The 19,428-nt window shown below is 40.6% G+C and carries 16 protein-coding genes and 1 pseudogene; all 17 read left to right on the top strand.

Annotated features, from left to right (window positions below):
- Positions 1 to 33: 33 nt before the first annotated feature.
- The 17 genes and pseudogenes from rfaH (at position 34) to ACUJFK_RS12055 (ending at position 19,406) form a co-directional block, all read left to right on the top strand.
- A complete protein-coding gene (gene rfaH / locus ACUJFK_RS12135) occupies positions 34 to 543 on the top strand; it encodes a transcription/translation regulatory transformer protein RfaH (RefSeq protein ID WP_445425026.1) in 510 nt (169 codons plus the stop codon).
- Between the two features lie 169 nt (positions 544 to 712).
- Positions 713 to 3,547, top strand: a complete 2,835-nt coding sequence (locus ACUJFK_RS12130) for an SLBB domain-containing protein (protein WP_445425025.1) — start codon at positions 713 to 715, stop codon at positions 3,545 to 3,547.
- 369 nt (positions 3,548 to 3,916) lie between these two features.
- Positions 3,917 to 4,120: a Wzz/FepE/Etk N-terminal domain-containing protein gene (locus ACUJFK_RS12125; protein ID WP_445425024.1), complete on the top strand. Its 204-nt coding sequence runs from the start codon at positions 3,917 to 3,919 to the stop codon at positions 4,118 to 4,120.
- A 47-nt stretch (positions 4,121 to 4,167) separates the two neighbouring features.
- Entirely contained in the window at positions 4,168 to 4,836 is a 669-nt protein-coding gene (locus ACUJFK_RS12120) for a GNVR domain-containing protein (RefSeq protein ID WP_445425023.1), read from the top strand.
- Positions 4,837 to 4,838: 2 nt separating this feature from the next.
- Entirely contained in the window at positions 4,839 to 5,960 is a 1,122-nt protein-coding gene (wecB, locus tag ACUJFK_RS12115; protein WP_445425022.1) for a non-hydrolyzing UDP-N-acetylglucosamine 2-epimerase, read from the top strand.
- Between the two features lie 3 nt (positions 5,961 to 5,963).
- On the top strand, positions 5,964 to 7,220 hold the full coding sequence (gene wecC, locus ACUJFK_RS12110) for a UDP-N-acetyl-D-mannosamine dehydrogenase (RefSeq protein ID WP_445425021.1): 1,257 nt from the start codon (positions 5,964 to 5,966) through the stop codon (positions 7,218 to 7,220).
- The gene (gene rfbB, locus ACUJFK_RS12105) at positions 7,217 to 8,287 is read left to right on the top strand and encodes a dTDP-glucose 4,6-dehydratase (protein WP_445425020.1); all 1,071 of its coding nucleotides are present in this window, start codon (positions 7,217 to 7,219) and stop codon (positions 8,285 to 8,287) included. Before wecC ends, rfbB begins: the two co-directional genes overlap by 4 nt.
- A 3-nt stretch (positions 8,288 to 8,290) precedes the next feature.
- Positions 8,291 to 9,160, top strand: coding sequence for a glucose-1-phosphate thymidylyltransferase RfbA (rfbA, locus tag ACUJFK_RS12100; protein WP_445425019.1), 870 nt, complete (start codon positions 8,291 to 8,293; stop codon positions 9,158 to 9,160).
- Positions 9,160 to 10,206: a TDP-N-acetylfucosamine:lipid II N-acetylfucosaminyltransferase gene (locus ACUJFK_RS12095; RefSeq protein ID WP_445425018.1), complete on the top strand. Its 1,047-nt coding sequence runs from the start codon at positions 9,160 to 9,162 to the stop codon at positions 10,204 to 10,206. The genes rfbA and ACUJFK_RS12095 overlap by 1 nt, the downstream gene beginning before the upstream one ends.
- The gene (locus ACUJFK_RS12090; RefSeq protein ID WP_445425017.1) at positions 10,199 to 10,873 is read left to right on the top strand and encodes an acetyltransferase; all 675 of its coding nucleotides are present in this window, start codon (positions 10,199 to 10,201) and stop codon (positions 10,871 to 10,873) included. The genes ACUJFK_RS12095 and ACUJFK_RS12090 overlap by 8 nt, the downstream gene beginning before the upstream one ends.
- On the top strand, positions 10,870 to 11,562 hold the full coding sequence (locus ACUJFK_RS12085; RefSeq protein WP_445425016.1) for a WbqC family protein: 693 nt from the start codon (positions 10,870 to 10,872) through the stop codon (positions 11,560 to 11,562). The genes ACUJFK_RS12090 and ACUJFK_RS12085 overlap by 4 nt, the downstream gene beginning before the upstream one ends.
- Positions 11,559 to 12,689, top strand: a complete 1,131-nt coding sequence (gene rffA / locus ACUJFK_RS12080) for a dTDP-4-amino-4,6-dideoxygalactose transaminase (RefSeq protein WP_445425015.1) — start codon at positions 11,559 to 11,561, stop codon at positions 12,687 to 12,689. The genes ACUJFK_RS12085 and rffA overlap by 4 nt, the downstream gene beginning before the upstream one ends.
- Positions 12,686 to 14,086, top strand: coding sequence for a lipopolysaccharide biosynthesis protein (locus ACUJFK_RS12075; protein ID WP_445425014.1), 1,401 nt, complete (start codon positions 12,686 to 12,688; stop codon positions 14,084 to 14,086). The genes rffA and ACUJFK_RS12075 overlap by 4 nt, the downstream gene beginning before the upstream one ends.
- A 501-nt stretch (positions 14,087 to 14,587) precedes the next feature.
- Positions 14,588 to 15,607, top strand: a pseudogene (locus ACUJFK_RS12070) (ISAs1 family transposase); the annotation flags it as partial.
- A 277-nt stretch (positions 15,608 to 15,884) separates the two neighbouring features.
- The gene (locus ACUJFK_RS12065; RefSeq protein ID WP_445425013.1) at positions 15,885 to 16,940 is read left to right on the top strand and encodes an EpsG family protein; all 1,056 of its coding nucleotides are present in this window, start codon (positions 15,885 to 15,887) and stop codon (positions 16,938 to 16,940) included.
- A gap of 29 nt (positions 16,941 to 16,969) precedes the next feature.
- On the top strand, positions 16,970 to 18,097 hold the full coding sequence (locus tag ACUJFK_RS12060; protein ID WP_445425012.1) for a hypothetical protein: 1,128 nt from the start codon (positions 16,970 to 16,972) through the stop codon (positions 18,095 to 18,097).
- 193 nt (positions 18,098 to 18,290) lie between these two features.
- Complete coding sequence (locus ACUJFK_RS12055) at positions 18,291 to 19,406, top strand: glycosyltransferase family 4 protein (protein WP_445425011.1); 1,116 nt, start codon at positions 18,291 to 18,293, stop codon at positions 19,404 to 19,406.
- Positions 19,407 to 19,428: the final 22 nt, after the last annotated feature.

The raw sequence follows: 19,428 nt of genomic DNA, 5'->3' as shown, positions 1-19,428 counted from the left end.
ATTGCGCTCGCAAAACAATGGACGCAGTAAGTTATGGATAACTGGTACTTGCTTTACAGCAAACCCAAACAAGAAGGCCGGGCGCAAGAACACCTGGCAAACCAAGGCTTTGAAAGCTTTGTACCTCATATCCATATCACCAAAATTCGGGCTGGCAAACATATCACTAAAACTGAGCCCTTATTTCCGCGTTACATTTTTTTAAAAGCAGCCTGTGATGTTAATTTATCTAGCATTCGCAGTACCCGTGGTGTAGCCGGCTTTGTTAAATTTGGCCAAACCCTCGCATCGGTGCCAGAACAGCTTATCCATGGCCTGCTGAATCAACAAATTGCCTTACAACAACAAGCACCAGCCCCAGTTTTTCAGCCAGGGCAACCGTTAGAAGTGCTATCAGGCCCGTTTGCTAGCCTAAATGCGGTATTTCAACAAGCCGATGGTGACAGTCGCAGTATTATTTTATTAAATTTTTTAGGCCAGCAAGTTAAATTGGCAATGAATAACAGTAACTTAGTTGGCAAAGCAAACATTAATAACAACTAATTTTATAAAAGTTACACCAATACATGCAGTAAAGCGGGGCGGTTTTAAGCTATAATCCCGCGCTTGATAAAATAGATTTGCAGTTCTGGGGCGCATAACTCAGTGGCGGTAGCGTGCCTGAACAGCAGCAAAACATCATTTTGATAACTAACAATACGGAAGCATTTTCATGGGGTTGTCTAAGAGTTTTTTCCGCACCTTGGCGTTAAGTGCTGCTGCAGTATTTTTTACTGCAAGCGCAACGGCACAAATCACTGCGGCACAGATTGAACAGTTTAAACAACTTCCTCGCGCCCAACAGGAAGCCTTAGCCGCGCAATACGGCGTCGACTTATCACAGCTTAGCGGGCAGGGTAATTCGGCCAGCGTTACGCCGTCGCCCAGCTTGCAACAGCTTACGCCAATGCGGCAAGTCAATGGCCAGCAAGACAGCAACGCTATGCAAAATGCTACCGACATGCCAAAGATGGCAAGCGATGAAATGCTTGAAGACGACAAAACCGGCACGCCCTATTCCGAACAACAAAAACCGCGTAACTTACGCCAATCTTTAAAGCAGTTTGGTTACGATTTGTTCGCCGGCTCGCCCAGTACTTTCGCACCCACTTCTGATGCACCCGTGCCTGTCGATTACGTAGTTGGCCCAGGCGACAGCATTCGTGTGCAGTTGTACGGCAAAGAAAACGTGCAACAAGAGCTTACCGTGGATCGTAACGGCCAAATTTTCTTCCCCAACATTGGCCCCTTAATGGTGAGCGGTTTAACCTTTACCGAATTAAAGCAAAACCTTAGCTCAGTAGTAGAACAACAAATGATTGGTAACCAAATTAACGTTACCATGGGTTCATTACGCTCTATTCGGGTGTTTGTATTAGGCGAGGCCTTTCAACCCGGTGCTTACACCATTAGCTCGTTATCAACCGCTACCCATGCCGTATTAGCCGCCGGTGGGGTGAAAAAAATTGGCTCATTGCGCAATATCGAAATTAAACGCAGTGGCAAAGTGGTGGCCAAACTCGATTTATATGACTTACTGCTGCGCGGCGACACCTCGGGTGATGTTACCCTACAACCGGGTGATGTGGTGTTTATTCCTACTGTTCAGCGCACCGTGGGTATTGGTGGTGAAGTACTGCGCCCCGCTATCTATGAAGTGAAAAACGAAAAAACCGCCGATGACATCGTGCGCTTAGCCGGTGGCTTTTTACCAACGGCGTTCCCCGCCGCTTCGCGCTTAGAGCGCATTGACAACAATGGCGCAAAAATTTTAAAAGATATCGATTTAACCCAAGCCAGCGGCAAAAATGCCGCACTGTGGCAAGGAGATATTATTGAAGTGTATTCGGTACTAGACCAAATTGATAACATCGTTAAATTAACCGGCCATGTGCATCGCCCTGGCGGCTTTGGCTGGCGCGAAGGTATGCGCATCAGTGATGTATTACCCGATATCCGTGAGCTGTTGCCCAATCCCGATCTTAACTACGGTATTATTCGCCGCGAAAGCTTTCCCACGCGTGAAATAGAAGTGCTGGCCTTTAACCCTGGTATGGCAATTACCCAACCCAATTCTGCTGCCAATTTAGCATTACAAGCCCGTGATACGTTGTACTTGTTTGGTAGTAACGACGATCGCGAGCAAGTGTTAACCAGCTTAATTGCAGAACTACGTGACCAAGCCCGCTTTTTACAGCCACCCAAGGTGGTGTCATTGCGCGGTTTCACGCGCTTTAGCGGCGATTTCCCATTAACAGCGGGTATGACACTGGGTAACCTGTTACAAGCCGGTTTTGACCTAGACCAATTTGCTGACAAAAACTATGCACTATTAGCACGTTTTAACAGTGAAACGGTTAAAACCAGCGTGCAAGTGGTGTCGTTAGCAAACCCAAACAGTCTGGCCATTCCGTTACAAGCGTTAGACAAGCTGTATGTGTTTTCAATGACAGAGCCGCGTGAACCCGTTATCGAAAACCTAGTGGCTCGCTTATTACAGCAAGCCGATAAAAGCACTCCACAATTGGTAGTAAATATTGAGGGCGATGTGCGCTTTCCGGGGCGATACCCTTTAACCCGTGATATGTCGGCAGCAGACTTAATAGAAGTGGCGGGTGGCTTTCGCGAGTCTAGCTATGCAGTAAGTGCCGAATTAACCCGTCGTAGTACCGACGGCAGTTCAAACTTTACTACCAACCACCAAATTTTAGAATTAACAAATGCCGCGAGCACCGCACTTAACCCATTAGATACGCTGCAAATTAAGCGCATTCCCGAATGGCGCGACAGCAACACAGTAAAATTGGTGGGTGAAGTGCGTTTTCCAGGTACTTACACGGTAAAACGTGGCGAGCGTTTAGCTGATGTGATTAACCGAGCTGGCGGCTTTACTAGCATTGCCCAACCCGAAGCTACCGTATTTAGCCGCGCCAGTATTCGCGCAAACGAGCAACGGCAATTAGAGGCCTTGCGTTTAGGGTTGCAACAGCAATTGGCGGCCGAGGCAGTTACCTCAGCGGGTGGCACTACATCTGTTGCTGATGCAGAAGCACTTTCTACCAAACTGAATGAAACCCAAGCCGTAGGGCGCTTAGTAATAGATATGAACGCAGCCTTAGCCGGTAACAATGGTCAAAACATTGAGCTAGAAGATGGCGACGAAATATTTATCCCGCAACTGCGCAACGCTATTAGCATTATTGGCGAAGTACATAGCCCCTCAAGCCATGTATTTACTGCCGGTTTAAGCGTACAAGATTACTTAACCCGCGCTGGTGGCTTTAAGCAACGCGCCGACAAAGACGCGGTATATGTTATAAAAGCCGACGGCAGTGTAATGAATAAACACAATAGCTGGTTTGCCATTAACCGTAACCGCCTAGAGCCAGGCGACACCATCGTAGTACCGCTAAATACCGAGTACAAAGATGGCCTAACCATTTGGGCAACGGCAACACAAATTATTTATAACAGTGCAGTGGCTATCGCGGCGATTGCAACGCTGTAGTGTTTAGTAGTGACCAGTGACCAGTGACCAGTTGCCCTTGGCGACAGTGACAGGCCCAAAAGGCCAAGTCACGGCTGCCGCAGGCAGCAAGTGACCGCTGGCATAGCCAGCTAGTCACCGGCCTAGAAGGCCGAGTCACTGTTCGGAAAGCGAACTAGTCACTAATTAACAACCGTTACCGCTGCTGCAGGCAGCAAGTGACCGCTGGCATAGCCAGCTAGTCACCGGCCTAAAGGGCCCAGTAACTGTTCGCGCAGCGAACTAGTCACTGCTTTAAAATCGTTACCGCTGCCGCAGGCAGCAAGTGACCGCTGGCTTTGCCAGCTCGTTACCGCTCGCGCAGCGAGCTTGTTACCCTAAAGGAATACCATGACTGAAAATGCTCAACCCACTCAAGCTGCCGACGACGAAATCGACCTCCGCGAGCTTTTTAGCGCTATTTGGCAAGGTAAATGGATAATTGCTGCTACAACTTTTGTGTTTGCAGTATTGGCAGTAATTTACGCATTAAGTTTACCCAATATTTATAAAAGCGAAGCGTTACTTTCACCGGTAAGCCAAGAGGGGGGTTAAGTATCCCCGGTCAATTAGGTGGCTTAGCTGCCCTAGCGGGTGTTAACTTGGGTGGCGGTGCCAGTGATAAAACTAACTTAGCCATAGAGGTTTTAAAAAGCCGTGACTTTATTGGCCGCTTTATTGAAAAATACGATTTGTATGTACCGGTGATGGCGGCTGAAGGTTGGAGCCTTGGCAGTAACTCTTTAAAAATTGATGGCGATGTTTATAACAACGAGACTCAAGAATGGGTGCGCGAAGCAAAAGCGCCTTTTTCACCTAAACCGAGTATTCAAGAAACCTACACTGAATTTATGAAGCTGTTAAGCGTGTCGCAAGATAAAACCAGCGGTATGGTGAAACTCAGCGTGCAGCATTATTCGCCTTATCTTGCTAAAGAATGGGCTGATAAATTAGTGCTTGAAATTAACGAAGATATGCGTAATCGCGAGCTTATCGAAGCGCAGCAAAGTATTAGTTACTTAAACGATCAAATAGCACAAACCAATTTGGCCGATGCTAGAGCCATGTTGTTTTCGTTAGTAGAAGAACAAACCAAAACCTTAATGTTAGCGAATGTTCGTAGTGAATATGTATTTAAAACAGTTGATCGTGCTGTAGTTGCAGAGAAAAAAGCTAAACCAGCGAGAGCATTAATTTGTATTTTAGCTGTTATGCTGGGCGGTATGCTAAGTGTGCTTTTTGTTTTAATTCGCTATTTTTCTAAGAAGTGATAATGAAAGTTCTAACTGTATTTGGTACCCGTCCCGAAGCCATAAAAATGGCTCCTTTGGTTCATGCTTTGGCAGCTGATAGCCGTTTTGACGCTAAAGTTTGTGTTACGGCTCAGCATCGTGAGATGTTAGATCAGGTTTTGGCTTTATTTGAAATAACGCCGGACTATGATTTAAATATTATGAAAGCCGGTCAAACGCTAACTGATGTTACCACGGCAATTCTTAAAGGGTTACAGCCAGTATTAGTTGAATTTAAGCCAGATGTAGTACTTGTGCATGGTGATACAGCAACTACTTTAGCTGCATCGTTAGCAGCCTACTATCAACAGATAAAAGTAGGGCATGTAGAAGCAGGTTTACGTACGGGTAATATCTATAGCCCCTGGCCAGAAGAAGGTAATCGTAAGTTAACTGGTGTATTAGCTAGCTATCATTTCGCACCTACCACTACCTCGCAACAGAATTTGTTGACTGAAAATATTAATTCTAGCAGTGTAAGTGTTACAGGTAATACCGTGATAGATGCTTTACTGCTGGTTAAGCAAAAAATTGAGCAAGATGCAAATCTTGCTGAATCACTTTCTAGTCGTTATCCATTTTTAGATAACAGCAAAAAAATGGTATTGGTTACCGGCCATCGTCGCGAGAGTTTCGGTGGCGGATTTGAGCGTATCTGTGAAGCGTTGCGGCAAATTGCTGTTAACTACCCCAATTGCCAAATTGTTTACCCTGTGCACTTAAACCCCAATGTACAAGAACCAGTCAACCGTTTACTGGCAGGCTTAACTAATGTGTTTTTAATTAAGCCACAAGACTATTTACCCTTCGTTTATTTAATGATGCGTTCGCATATTATTTTAACTGACTCTGGCGGTATTCAAGAAGAGGCGCCTTCGCTGGGTAAACCAGTATTAGTCATGCGCGACACCACTGAGCGGCCAGAAGCCGTTGAGGCAGGTACAGTAAAACTTGTCGGCACTGATGTCGCTAAAATCACTACCGAAGTAAGTAATTTACTGAACACTCCTGAAGCGTATTACGCCATGAGCCGGGCGCATAACCCTTATGGTGATGGCAACGCCTGCCAACGCATTCTCGATACACTTATTCAAGGTTATTAATATATGAAATTCTCTTCTTTATCCGTTATTGGGCTAGGTTACATCGGCTTGCCTACAGCAGCAGTTTTTGCCTCTCGAAAAATCAAAGTGGTTGGTGTAGATGTTAACCAGAAAGCGGTTGATATTATTAACCAAGGCAAAATTCACATTGTTGAGCCTGACCTTGATATTGCAGTACATGCTGCTGTTACCGAGGGCTATTTAAAAGCTACGACTATTCCTGAACCGGCTGATGCCTTTATTGTTGCCGTACCGACACCTTTTAAAGGTGATAACCATGAACCAGACTTAAGCTATATAGAGGCTGCTAGCAAAGCCATAGCACCAGTACTACAAATAGGTAACCTGGTAATACTCGAGTCGACATCACCGGTTGGTGCAACCGAGCAAATGGCTGCCTGGTTAGCCGAAGCAAGACCAGACTTAACTTTTCCGCAAACACATGGTGAAAATTCAGATATCCGAATAGCACATTGCCCAGAGCGCGTGCTACCTGGTCACGTTATGCGCGAGCTGATTGAAAATGATCGGGTTATAGGTGGTATGACGCCGAAATGCTCTGAGTATTCAGTTGTTCTCTATAAAGCCTTTGTGCAGGGTGAATGTGTAATTACCAATGCTCGTACCGCAGAAATGGCAAAACTGACTGAGAACAGCTTTAGGGATGTGAACATTGCTTTTGCCAACGAATTATCAATGATTTGCGACAAACTAGACATCAATGTGTGGGAGCTTATTAAGCTCGCGAACCGGCACCCGCGAGTCAATATTCTGCAACCTGGTCCAGGTGTGGGCGGCCACTGTATCGCGGTTGACCCATGGTTTATCGTCAGTAAAACACCGGTCCAAGCAAGACTAATTCGCACCGCGCGTGAAGTAAATGATAGCAAACCGGAATGGGTTATTGATAAAGTAATAATTGCTATTGCTGATTTTTTGCAAGCTAACCCGACTAAAACTGCGAAAGATGTGATAGTTGCTTGCTATGGTTTAGCGTTTAAACCCGATATTGATGATCTGCGTGAAAGTCCCGCTTGTGCGATAGCTCAGCAAATTATCAATTTTCACCGAGGAACAGTGCTGTTAGTCGAGCCTAACATCGACTTTTTACCAGCTAAATTAAGCAATAATGAGTTAGTTGCAGCAGACTTAGCATATTCTAAAGCAGATATACACGTACTTTTGGTTGACCATAAAGAGTTTAAACAGCAAATCCCGACTAGCGGCCTAGCGGTAGACACAAAAGGGATATGGTTATGAAGTTGTTGGTAACAGGAGGTGCAGGTTTTATCGGCTCTGCGGTTGTGCGCCATATTATTAATAACACATCAAATAGTGTTGTTAATGTTGATAAGCTGACTTATGCAGGTAACCTGAATTCGGTAGTGGCTGTTGCCAACAACGAGCGCTATGTATTTGAAAAGGCTGATATTTGTGATGCTTCTGCCATGGCCGCTTTATTTGAAAAGCATCAGCCTGATGCTGTAATGCATTTAGCGGCAGAAAGCCATGTTGACAGATCTATTGATGGCCCAGCAGCTTTTATAGAAACCAATATAGTAGGTACTTACACTTTATTGGAAGCGGCTCGACAGTATTGGAAAGCCTTACCTGAAGCTCGTAAAGCCGCTTTTCGCTTTCATCATATCTCTACCGATGAAGTGTATGGTGATTTGCATGGCACTGATGACTTATTTACAGAAACCACCCCTTACGCACCTAGCAGCCCTTATTCAGCCAGTAAAGCCAGTAGCGATCATTTAGTGCGGGCTTGGCACCGTACCTATGGTTTGCCGGTAATAGTAACCAACTGCTCCAACAACTATGGCCCTTATCATTTTCCGGAAAAACTGATCCCGCTGATTATTTTAAATGCCTTAGCTGGTAAGCCATTACCGGTATATGGTAAAGGTAATCAGGTACGCGATTGGCTATATGTAGAAGACCATGCCCGCGCGCTTTATAAGGTAGTGACTGAAGGTGTTGTTGGTGAAACCTACAATATCGGTGGCCATAACGAAAAGCAAAATATCGACGTTGTAAAAACCATCTGCGTTATTCTGGAAGAACTGGCGCCTATTCAACATTCAACACTCGACATTCAAAACTACGAAAGTCTAATTACCTTCGTACAAGATCGCCCTGGTCATGACCTACGCTATGCCATTGATGCTAGCAAGATTGAACGTGAATTGGGCTGGAAACCAGAAGAAACCTTTGAATCAGGTTTGCGCAAAACTGTGCAATGGTATTTGGACAATAAAGCCTGGTGGGAGGCGGTATTGGATGGTAGCTATAACTTAGAACGCCTCGGGCAAGGAGTTTAACAAATGAAAGGTATAGTGTTAGCAGGTGGCTCCGGTACCCGTCTTTATCCGATTACTAGAGGTGTATCTAAACAATTACTGCCTGTTTATGACAAACCAATGATTTATTATCCATTATCGGTACTGATGTTAGCCGGAATCCGCGATATTTTAATTATTACTACACCGGAAGACCAAGCTGCTTTTCAGCGCTTATTGGGTGATGGAAGCGATTTTGGAATTAATTTAAGCTATGCTATACAGCCAAGCCCAGACGGACTTGCACAAGCTTTTATAATCGGCGAGAAGTTTATCGGCAACGAAAGTGTTTGTCTGGTGTTAGGTGATAATATATTTTACGGTCATGGTCTGCGACCGAAATTGCTAAGTGCAGCTTCAAAAGACTCTGGCGCCACTGTATTTGGTTATCAAGTAAAAGATCCACACCGCTTTGGCGTTGTTGAGTTTGATCAAAGCTATAAAGCGATTTCGATAGAAGAAAAGCCAGCCAAACCGAAATCAAATTACGCTGTTACAGGACTTTATTTTTATGATAGCGATGTTATCGACATTGCAAAAAATATTCAGCCATCAGCACGCGGCGAGCTAGAAATTACCTGCGTTAATAACGAATATTTAAAGCAAGACCGGTTAAATGTTGAGTTATTACGGAGAGGTTTTGCTTGGTTAGACACTGGTACTCACGATAGTTTAATAGAAGCAAGTTTGTTTGTTCAAACTGTAGAACACCGACAAGGCTTTAAGATTGCATGTTTAGAAGAGATTGCTTGGAACAACGGTTGGTTGACCAATGAACACTTACTGAGTCTTGCAGATCAAATGTCAAAGAATGACTACGGTCGCTATCTATTCAGTTTAGGCAAAAGTGAATAATGCCGAAAAAAGTACTACATCTATCAAGTTGTGAGAAGTTTTTACCCGGTTTCGTTGAGCTTATTAACGCCCATTTTGATATTATTAATCATCAATTCCATCTAACTGTTGGCCCTACGCAGGAGCGACTCCAAGAGTTCCCGAATGTAAAAATTGGAAAAAAAGGGATCGTAAGTAAATTTATTCATTATGCTGCAGTTCTGTTTAAGATGCATAAATCCCAGAAGATAATCATTCATGGACTTTTTGATAATAATGTGCTTTTGATATTATTTTGTATGCCGTGGTTATGCAAAAAATCATATTGGGTAATATGGGGGGGCGATCTTTATCTTTATCAAGATTCTGATAATTCTGTAAAGTGGAGAATACGTGAATTTTTACGTCGACGGGTTATTAAAAATGTTGGTAACTTAATTACTTATATACCAGGTGATTTTCAGTTGGCCAAGCAATGGTATGCTACTCGAGGTACCTATCATGAATGCTTTATGTATACAACCAACCTCTATAAAGAATATCAAGAGCAAGTAAAGCAACACAAGAGCACTAATATTTTGGTGGGCAACTCTGCTGACCCAAGTAATAACCATATAGAAGTTTTTGAAAAACTTGATAATTTTAAAAGTAAAGATATAAAAATATATGTACCTCTGACTTATGGTAATCCAGACTACGCGAAGATGATTATTGAACAGGGTAAGCAACGCTTTGGTGATAAGTTTGAAGCTTTAACCGACCACATGCCGTTTAATCAGTACCTTGAGTTTCTGGCAAAAATTGACATCGCAATTTTCAATCACAAACGTCAACAAGCAATGGGTAATACCATAACGCTCTTAGGTTTAGGAAAAAAAGTTTTTATGCGCAGTGATGTTACGCAGTGGTGTTTTTTTAAAACTCATGGTATTGCAGTTTGGGATATTGAAGAATTCAATTTAAACGTTTGTGAAAGAAATCAATTTGAAGGTAATAAGAGTATAATTAAAGCTTACTTTTCAGAAGGTAGCTTGTTAAACCAGCTAGCAGGAATCTTCAGTGACTAAAAAAACAGAAATTTTGATTTATGGTATGAGTGATTTCGCAAAGTTAATGAGAACCTATCTAGATAGAGTTGAACTCCAAAAAGTTGTTGCTTACGTTGCTGATCAAAATTTTATAAAGCAAAGCAATAGTTTTGATACACTTCCCTTGGTTCCTTTTGAGGAAGTTGAGGTCCTGTATCCACCAAAATCATATTCTATGTTAGTTGCTGTTGGTTATTCCAACATGCGGGCACGGCAGTTTATGTTCGATAAAGCCAAAAAAAAGAATTACAATTTGATTAATTATGTATCGCCAGCAGCAATAGTCGATGAGAGTGTGAAAATCGGTGAAAATAATATCATATTTCAAGGAACTGTTATTGAACCCAATGTTGTAATTAAGGATAACAACATAATTTGGTCTTCAGTAAATGTTTCGCATGATGTCGAGATTGGTAGTCATTCATTTTTGGCAAGTCAATCGCTGATCGGGGGATGCACAAAAATCGGCAATGGTTGTTTTTTAGGTTTTAATTCAACCTGTTCTCAGAACCTGTCAATAGGGGAAGAGTCATTGATTGGTGCTAATGCACTTGTATTAAAAGATACAATGTCTTTTTCAAAGAATATAGGTTCACCCTCAAAGGTTGTAGGTTTTCACCAAAAAGAAGGAATTTGTGTAAGATGAAAAAAATAGCAATATTGCAATCGAACTATATTCCATGGAAGGGTTACTTTGATCTTATCAATATGGTAGATGAATTTGTTTTATTTGATACTGCACAATACACGAAAAATGATTGGCGTAATCGTAATAAAATTAAAACCTCACAAGGGGTAAGTTGGTTAACAATACCTACAAGTCATGTGTCTTTATCACAGTCGATTTCAGATACTTTAGTTTCTGATTTACGTTGGTCTAAAAAACACTGGCAAACAATTTCTCAGAATTATTCTAAAGCACCTTTTTTTAAAGAGTATAAAGATCTATTTGAGGATTTTTATATGAATAATCAAGAGAAAAGATTAAGTCTGATAAATGCTCGATTAATCGAAATAGTAAACTTTATTTTGGGCATTGAAACTAAGATCTCTTGGTCGAGTGATTATCAACTTTTGGAAGGTCAGACAGAAAAACTACTTAGTATTTGCAAGCAAGCAGGTGCAGATGTTTATTTAAGTGGACCTGCTGCTAAAGAATATTTTGACATTACATTGGCTCAAAAAGAAGGCATTCAAGTTGAGTGGATGAATTATTCTGGATATCAAGAATATCATCAGCTTTATCCACCTTTTGAACATGGCGTAAGTATTATAGATTTAATATTTAATGAAGGTTCAAATGCTAAAAAATTTATGAAGAGTTTTTATATATGAAAATAGTATTCAATAAACCACCTTTAACAGGCAACGAGCAGCAATACGTTTTACAGGCTATGCACAGCAGTAAGATCTCAGGAGATGGTTTTTTTGGAAAAAAATGCCAAGCTTGGTTTGAGAAAAATCTAGCTTGTCCTAAAACCTTGCTTACACCTTCTTGCACTGCAGCCTTAGAAATGGCAGCGATTTTGATTGATATTCAGCCTGGCGATGAAGTTATTATGCCCAGTTATACCTTTGTTAGCACGGCTAATGCTTTTGTTTTGCGAGGTGCGAGAATTGTATTTGTCGATATTCGACCAGATACTATGAATATCGACGAAGCTAAAATAGAAGCTGCCATTACCGCAAGAACTAAGGCTATTGTGCCTGTACATTACGCTGGTGTTGGTTGCGAAATGGATGCGATTATGCAGATAGCTAACCGTCATGGTTTGTTTGTTGTGGAAGATGCAGCACAAGGGATGATGAGCACATACGAAGGTAAACCATTGGGTACAATTGGGCATTTAGGGGCATTTAGTTTTCACGAAACGAAAAACTACACAAGTGGCGGTGAAGGCGGTTTGTTAATAATTAATGACGAGCGGTTTTTACAACGATCAGAAATAATTCGGGAAAAAGGTACCAATCGTAGCCTCTTTTTCCGAGGCGAAGTGGACAAATACACTTGGGTAGATATAGGTAGCAGCTATCTACCCAGCGAACTGCAATCTGCGTTCTTATGGGGGCAGTTGGAGAAATCGGATGACATCAACCAGAACCGTTTGGCAACTTGGGATGCATACCATCAAGCGTTTAAAAATTTACCACTAGGTTTGTTTGATTTGCCCTTTGTCCCGGAGCATTGTCAACATAATGCTCATATGTATTACCTTAAATTGAAAGATCTTGAGCAGCGAACCCAATTTATTGAGCATCTAAAAGCTTACGATATTGGCTGCGTATTCCACTACATTCCGCTTCATTCCGCGCCTGCTGGTCTAAATTTCGCTGAGTTTAACGGTGTTGATCAACACACTACAATCGAGAGTGAACGTCTGGTTAGACTACCAATCTACTTTGGCATGGGTGTAGATGAGCAGACGCAAGTAATAAAAGCTGTTTTGGAGTTTTTTGCTTGAACGCAAAAAGAATTCTGCTTTTCGCAATTGGCCCTATTAGCGCTTCAGTATTAGGGCTGATTACCTTGCCAATTGTCGCATGGATATTTTCACCGGAGGATGTTGGGCGCTTGACAATGCTCAATGTAGCAGTGAGTTTTGCATTATTGCTATTTAGTTTGGGATTAGATCAAGCTTACGTGCGTGAGTTTCATGAGGTAAATACCAAGCCTAATTTACTTAAGGCTGTATTTATGCCAGGGTTTATGATTTTATTAATGACCTTGGTATGCATTGCATTCAGTCCTTTGTCTCTACCCATAATACTTTTTGAAATTGATTCGTTTTTTATAACTTTTATACTTTATGCGTCGATTTTACTGTCGTTCTGTTCGCGTTTTTTGAGCCTAATATTGAGAATGCAAGAGCGCGGTTTAGCTTATTCTATGAGTCAGCTTTTGCCAAAACTGTTGTTCTTATTGGTTTTATTGGTTTATTTTTGGCTTGGTGCAGAAGCGGTTTTTGATAATCTTATCTTTGCTAATTTTTTATCTCTATTGGCTGTTTTTATAATATATGCATGGAACACACGAAAAGATTGGTTGCCTGCCTTAACTGCTAGCATAGACAAAACTAGACAGTCACAGATGATACGTTACTCCTTTCCTCTAATTGGAAGCGGGTTAGCTTTTTGGGGGTTGACCGCTATGGATAAGCTTTTTTTGCGGCGCTTATCCAGCTTCGAGGAATTAGGTATCTACTCTATCTCAGTAAGTTTTGCGGGTGCTGCGTTGTTGTTTCAAGCAATTTTTTCAACTGTTTGGGCCCCAGTGGTTTATAAATGGGCCGCTGAAGGGGTTCATCCACAAAGGATCAAGAACGTAATGGATTATGTTACGCTAGCAATAGTGGTGATTTGGTCATTAGCTGGAATGTTTTCTTGGGTGGTACCATACCTACTTCCTCCGGAATATATCAATGTTCAATACATCCTTTTAGCAACGATGGCTTATCCATTGATCTATACAGTCTCTGAGTCTACAGGTATAGGCATTGGTATAAAAAGAAAAACAATGTTTTCACTGCTAGCTGCCGTTGTTGCGTTAATACTTAACGCAATTGGTAATTGGTTTTTAGTTCCTATATATGGTGCAGCTGGTGCTGCAATGGCTTCAGCAGTGGCGTTTTTCTCTTACTTTATAATTCGAACAGAAGCGAGTTCAAAAATATGGATAAGTTTTGAACGTTTTCGGCTGTATGGGTTTATTACTTGGCTAGTTACACTATGTCTAATAATAAACCTAGTAAAGATTAATGTATTTCTATTATTTGGGATTTACTTTGCAACTTGCTTGTTGTCATTGTTCGTTTTTTGGAACCAAACGAAAGCATCTGTAGCGTTTTTGATTAATCGATAGTGTATTATTTCAAGGTTGGAGTTAATTTGGCGTGCATTTGCCTGGTTTGATTCATCTGAGCCTTTTGTGCTTTGGTTTAGTCCGAGAAAGAAATTTCGAAGGTGTTTTGACTGAATAGCTAATGCGTTAGATATTTTTAGATATTTGGGTGGCTATTTAGGAAAGCCAAGTTAATTAACTTAATTGCTTGTGTTGAATTCATCAACTCAAGCAAGATTTTCTTTTCTCCTTATTAGCTAGTATTAATTTTTTATTTCGCGTTACCAACCGCACTTTTTTTAATAGCATTAGATTTTTTTAATGCGGTTATTCGGCTTTTAAAGCCGAGTAACATAAGCCTCTAATCTTAGAAACTCGGGTGAGTCGATAACAAGTACCTATTGGAAATCAAGGGTGCTTGCCCAGGGCAAGATCACGAACGTTTGTCGCACACTTTAGCATAATTGATTGACCTCGATCTTCAGCTGTGATCAGATACTGGCTTTTGCGCGGAGCCAGTTTATGAACATCGATGTTTTTGCAGAACACTTTTCAGAATAAGAAGACCCAAGGCAAGCTGCTAAGGTCGTTTAACCCTTGTTTGATGTCGTATTTTAACGCTGTGTGCCGTTATAGCAGGCTGCGAGTGTTGGGAGGATATTGTAGATTTCGGTGAAAATCGCTTTGATTGGCTGCAAAAACATGGCTTTTTTAAACTGAATTTGCCGGTACACGATACCTTAGCGCGGGTGATGTCATTGCTGGACAGTGAAGCCTTGCAACGCTGTTTTGCCAGCTGGATGAAGGCCTTTATAGAGCTTACCGATGGTCAGGTGGTGGCGATTGACGGTAAAACAACTCGCTGGTCTTGCAACCGGGAAGACAGTTGCTCTTCTATTCATATGGTCAGTGCCGTTGCCAGTGCAAATGGCGTTGTAATGGGCCAGGTTAAAACAGACGAGAAAAGCAACGAAATTACGGCAATACCTCAGTTACTCAACTTGCTGGAGCTTAAGGGATGCCATAAAGAAATAGCCCAGAATATAGTAGATAAGGGCGCTGATTACCTGCTTACGGTTAAAGGCAACCAAGGTCAACTGTACGATGCAGTAAAACAAGTCTATGCGGGTAAAGCTCACAAAGACAGCGCAGACACTGGAAAAGAACCGTGGGCGCTTGGAATATCGTGAGTACCAGGTATGCCAAGCCAGTGAATTACCGGCAAAACTCAAAGCCGTCTGGCCGGAGCTGTCGACTTTAGGTATGGCTACCACCTATAGGGTGGAAAAGAACAAACGAGCGGTATGAGAGCAGCGTTACTTTATTAGTTCTGTAGGGCTTAGTGCAGAGCGGCTATCCTTTGCGGTTCGTGAGCATTGGGGTATCGAAAACCAGTTGCACTGGGTGCTGGATGTAAGTTTAGGTGAGGATGTGTGCCAGATATACCGTGGCAATGCCGCAGCCAATCTTGCCACGATGCGGCACTTCGGCTTGAATATGTTACGCGCTGAGACGCGGAAAATGAGTATCAGAAGAAAGCAGTGACAGGCTTTAATGAATGCAGCTTATATTGATGCAGTGTTGGAGGCCGGCATGAGTGTAGTGATTAAATGACCTCTCGTAATCTCACCCTGGTGCTAGCCTTTTCATGTTGTTCAACTGGCGGAAATGCTAATCGGCGAGGTGCTTGTTGTGCAATATGCTTGCTTTATAAAGGCCTGTTAGTCTTTAGTTTTTTGAATACAATAATTATTATTTAAATGAATAGCTCAGCGGCTTATTAAATAAGAAGCGCTACCTCTTACTGTGAAGAAAATTGATGTTAGAATATTCTTTTGTTTTATTGTTGAGTTTAGGCCTTTGGTTTACTAGTTATCGATACCCTGAGTTGAAAAGCATTTTTATTTTTATTTTAGTTCTATGTTTTTTTATTCTTGCAGCGCTTCGTGGTGAGGTTGGTGCTGATACCTTTGCTTATGACGAGATATACCAGAGGTATCTTCAGTCAAGTTACGGTGTCTTCGAACTTCGCTTTGAGCCAGCTTTCGTATTAATAATGAAAATATCTTCATATATATCAGACAGTTCACAGTTTGTTATATTTTTCTATGCTCTTTTTCAAGCAGTTTTGCTCTTTTTTATAGCAAAAAAAATTAAGTTTCCTTTTTTATTTTTATTTATATATTTTCTGACATTTTATCTGCAGTTTCATCTCAACACTATTCGAGTAGGCCTGGCTGTTTTGCTGTTTATCTATTCGTTGCAGTTGAATTCAGCGAGGAGTAGTTTGTTTTTTTTGTTGTTGGCCGTAATTAATCACTTTTCAATTTTACTCTTGATCCCAATTTGGATGGTTTATAAGGATATGCTTAACTGGAAGTTAATTATAGCTTTAATCTTGATTTTTTCACTTTTTTTGTGGGCTATTTTTGATTACTTTTTAATTAAGGTTGCACTCTATTTTCAGACCGAGGACAGTAAGATATCTTTAAGTGGCATAGCTTTGCTTCTATTTATTTCTCCTTTTTTGGTTTACATAACGCTTTCCATGCTTAGAATGAAATTTTCAGTGAAGATGTTGGTTTATAACAGTTTTCTAGTGTCTTCTGTTGTTGGGATACTTTACGTGGATATATTTTACCGTCTTCATACGTTGCTGGGGCTATTTATGTTATTTTTAATCGCAAATGACAAGTTGGGATTTAAAAAATTATATAGTAAGGTCGCATTTAGCTCTGTATTTGTTCTTTCTATCACAGTTCCTGCGATTTATTCGGTTTTGACAGAGCAGAGTAACGTAGCGAAAGCTAATGGTATCAGCTCAGTTGAGTTTAGATATACTTTTATACCTTATGATTTTTTCTTTAATGAGTGATTCCGATTTTATATTAGTAGGTAATTGAAATGATGCAAAAAGGCGCCCATGTGTCTCTTATATTTTCAAAGGGGAGAATGTCTGGTGTTAGAAATAAAATTGAACAATTCTCACCATATTTTAAAAAAAATAATGTTGATGTCTATATATTGAATCGTGATTTCGATGGTTTAATCAACGGCGTTAACTACATAAACTATGATTCGTTACCCATAGCGCGCTTTGCCAAAATAGCACGTTTCTACTTAATAAAAAGACTTATTGATTTTAGTAAGTACGACTTTGTGTTGTTGCGATATCCACTTTTCGACTTTTCTGCGCTGTTTTTCAAGAAAGAACTTGGCAAGGTTTATTTTGAGCATCATTCAATTGAACTGAACGAAATCAAGAAGGCCGGTTTTCCCTTTTTATTTAAACACCTTCAGTACTTTTCAGAGTTGATTTTTGCACCTTTGTTTTTGCGGAAATGCATGGGGCACCTATCTGTTACAAGTCAGATATCTAGCCATCAGGAATCAAGATTTGGTGGGGTAGGTAAGTACATGGTTTTTTCAAATGGTGTTTCGTTGTCAGATACTAATTTGTCTTCTTCTGTGGAAATATTACCGGATTTAAACGATAAAACTGACTCATTGCAAGTAGTTTTTGTTGCCTCTGAGTTTAAAGCTTGGCACGGGCTCGACAGGTTAATTTCTTCATTGAAAAAATACCATGGTGAAAAGTCAATTGAGGTGAATCTTGTTGGTTTTATCTCTGATGAGTTGCTTACTGACATCAATAGTCTTAACAACCAAAAAGTTAACTTCATCTTGCATGGCAGTAAAAGCAAAGAGGATACAATTGCTATTATAAATGGAGCGCATCTTGGAGTAGATAGCTTGGCATTAGATCGCATTGGCTTTGAAGTTTCCTCAACCCTTAAGTCTAAAGAGTATGCGTTGCTTGCTAAACCTTTTATTTCTACTACACCCGATCAAGATTTTCGTAGTTATGAAGGCACCGTATGGAAGAAAATAGACTGCCAGAATGAAAGTTTTGATTTTGATGGTATTGTTTCATGGTATGAGAAAATTCATAATGAGGTAGTATACTTTCCTAAAGAAACGCTATCTTGGGATTACAAGGTAAGAGAGTTAATAAAACAGGTTACTTCTTGACTTAAGTTATTATTGTTTTTTCTTTTGCTATTGGTGTATTACATCATCAGTATTGAATTACGCAAAATTATAGTTATTTTTTAAATTTCAGCTGTTATTTTGTTTTTTATGAGTTTTTCGGTATATTTTTTAAATCTTACTTCTCTTTTTTTCTATAAAATGCTTTTAAATTTTTCTTTAATTGGGTTTTCTTATGAATGTTCTTATATTATCCTCTGTGGTTAGGCAGTTTTACTTGTTTGAAGCTAACAATATCAAGGCGTTGAAGGAGTTGGGTTGCAACGTTTTTGGTATTGCAAATTGCGATGGAGATGAAGATTCAAGAATTAAAAAAGTAGATGTTAATGTTCACCATATTGATATAAAAAGAAGCCCCTTCGATATCAGGAATATATTGGCGCTTCGGGATGTTTTGCAGTTCACTAAAGAAAATAAAATTGATATTATTCACTGCCATTCACCGATTGGTGGTGTTATCGGAAGATTAGTTAAATTATTTAATCCAGACATTAAGGTTATTTATACTGCTCATGGATTCCACTTTTTCCAAGGTTCTGGTTTGTTAAATTGGCTGATATATTTTCCAGTGGAGTGGGTTCTTTCTTTTCTTACTGATTGTCTTATTACTATTAATCAAGAAGACTTTATGCTCGCTAAGCGTAGGTTACACTCTAAAAAGACCGTGTGCGTACATGGCATCGGTGTCGACGAAAGTAAGTTTAATATGACTCATACTCTGACTAGAGAGCGGCTAGGATTGGAGAAGGATGATTTTGTAGTACTGTGTGTTGGTGAGTTTATACCTAGAAAAAATCATTCTTCTTTGATTAAAGCGATAGCTATTTTGAAGCCAAAAGATAACTTAAAAGTGCTTCTTTGTGGTAGAGGTGTTTTAGAGGATTCTTTAAGGAAAATGGTCAAAGATCTTGAGCTTGATAATGTTGTAAATTTCATGGGTTATAGGGATGACATAAATCAGATAGTTGCATTGTCTGATGTTTTTGTTTTTCCTTCCTATCAAGAAGGTCTCCCAGTCTCTGTTATGGAAGCTATGTTAAGCGGTTTACCTGTTATTGCAAGTGACATCCGTGGTGTTAAAGACTTGATAGATGATAGTAAAGGTGGTTTTCTTGTTCGGCCGGATGATGAAGTATTGTTAGCAGCTAAAATATATGATTTAATTTCTGATCCACTTATGTCCGAAAGAATGTCACTGTACAATCAGAATAAAGTAAAAAACTTTACTTCTGATTCAGTGCTTGTAGAAATTCTGGCAGTTTACTCTGACTTTATGTCAAACAGGCGTTAATATTACGATGATTTTTTTAGTT

It is taken from the genome of Alishewanella sp. HL-SH06, from assembly GCF_052656265.1.
Note: the sequence above shows the minus strand (reverse complement) of the source record. Positions and strands in the feature narration are given on the sequence as shown.

Coding starts and splice junctions, on each gene's coding strand:
- ACUJFK_RS12130 (WP_445425025.1), top strand. CDS start 713: ATGGGGTTGTCTAAGAGTTTTTTCCGCACCTTGGCGTTAAGTGCTGCT.
- rfaH (WP_445425026.1), top strand. CDS start 34: ATGGATAACTGGTACTTGCTTTACAGCAAACCCAAACAAGAAGGCCGG.
- ACUJFK_RS12065 (WP_445425013.1), top strand. CDS start 15,885: ATGTTAGAATATTCTTTTGTTTTATTGTTGAGTTTAGGCCTTTGGTTT.
- ACUJFK_RS12095 (WP_445425018.1), top strand. CDS start 9,160: ATGCCGAAAAAAGTACTACATCTATCAAGTTGTGAGAAGTTTTTACCC.
- ACUJFK_RS12060 (WP_445425012.1), top strand. CDS start 16,970: ATGATGCAAAAAGGCGCCCATGTGTCTCTTATATTTTCAAAGGGGAGA.
- ACUJFK_RS12125 (WP_445425024.1), top strand. CDS start 3,917: ATGACTGAAAATGCTCAACCCACTCAAGCTGCCGACGACGAAATCGAC.
- ACUJFK_RS12085 (WP_445425016.1), top strand. CDS start 10,870: ATGAAAAAAATAGCAATATTGCAATCGAACTATATTCCATGGAAGGGT.
- ACUJFK_RS12055 (WP_445425011.1), top strand. CDS start 18,291: ATGAATGTTCTTATATTATCCTCTGTGGTTAGGCAGTTTTACTTGTTT.
- rfbA (WP_445425019.1), top strand. CDS start 8,291: ATGAAAGGTATAGTGTTAGCAGGTGGCTCCGGTACCCGTCTTTATCCG.
- wecB (WP_445425022.1), top strand. CDS start 4,839: ATGAAAGTTCTAACTGTATTTGGTACCCGTCCCGAAGCCATAAAAATG.
- rfbB (WP_445425020.1), top strand. CDS start 7,217: ATGAAGTTGTTGGTAACAGGAGGTGCAGGTTTTATCGGCTCTGCGGTT.
- wecC (WP_445425021.1), top strand. CDS start 5,964: ATGAAATTCTCTTCTTTATCCGTTATTGGGCTAGGTTACATCGGCTTG.
- rffA (WP_445425015.1), top strand. CDS start 11,559: ATGAAAATAGTATTCAATAAACCACCTTTAACAGGCAACGAGCAGCAA.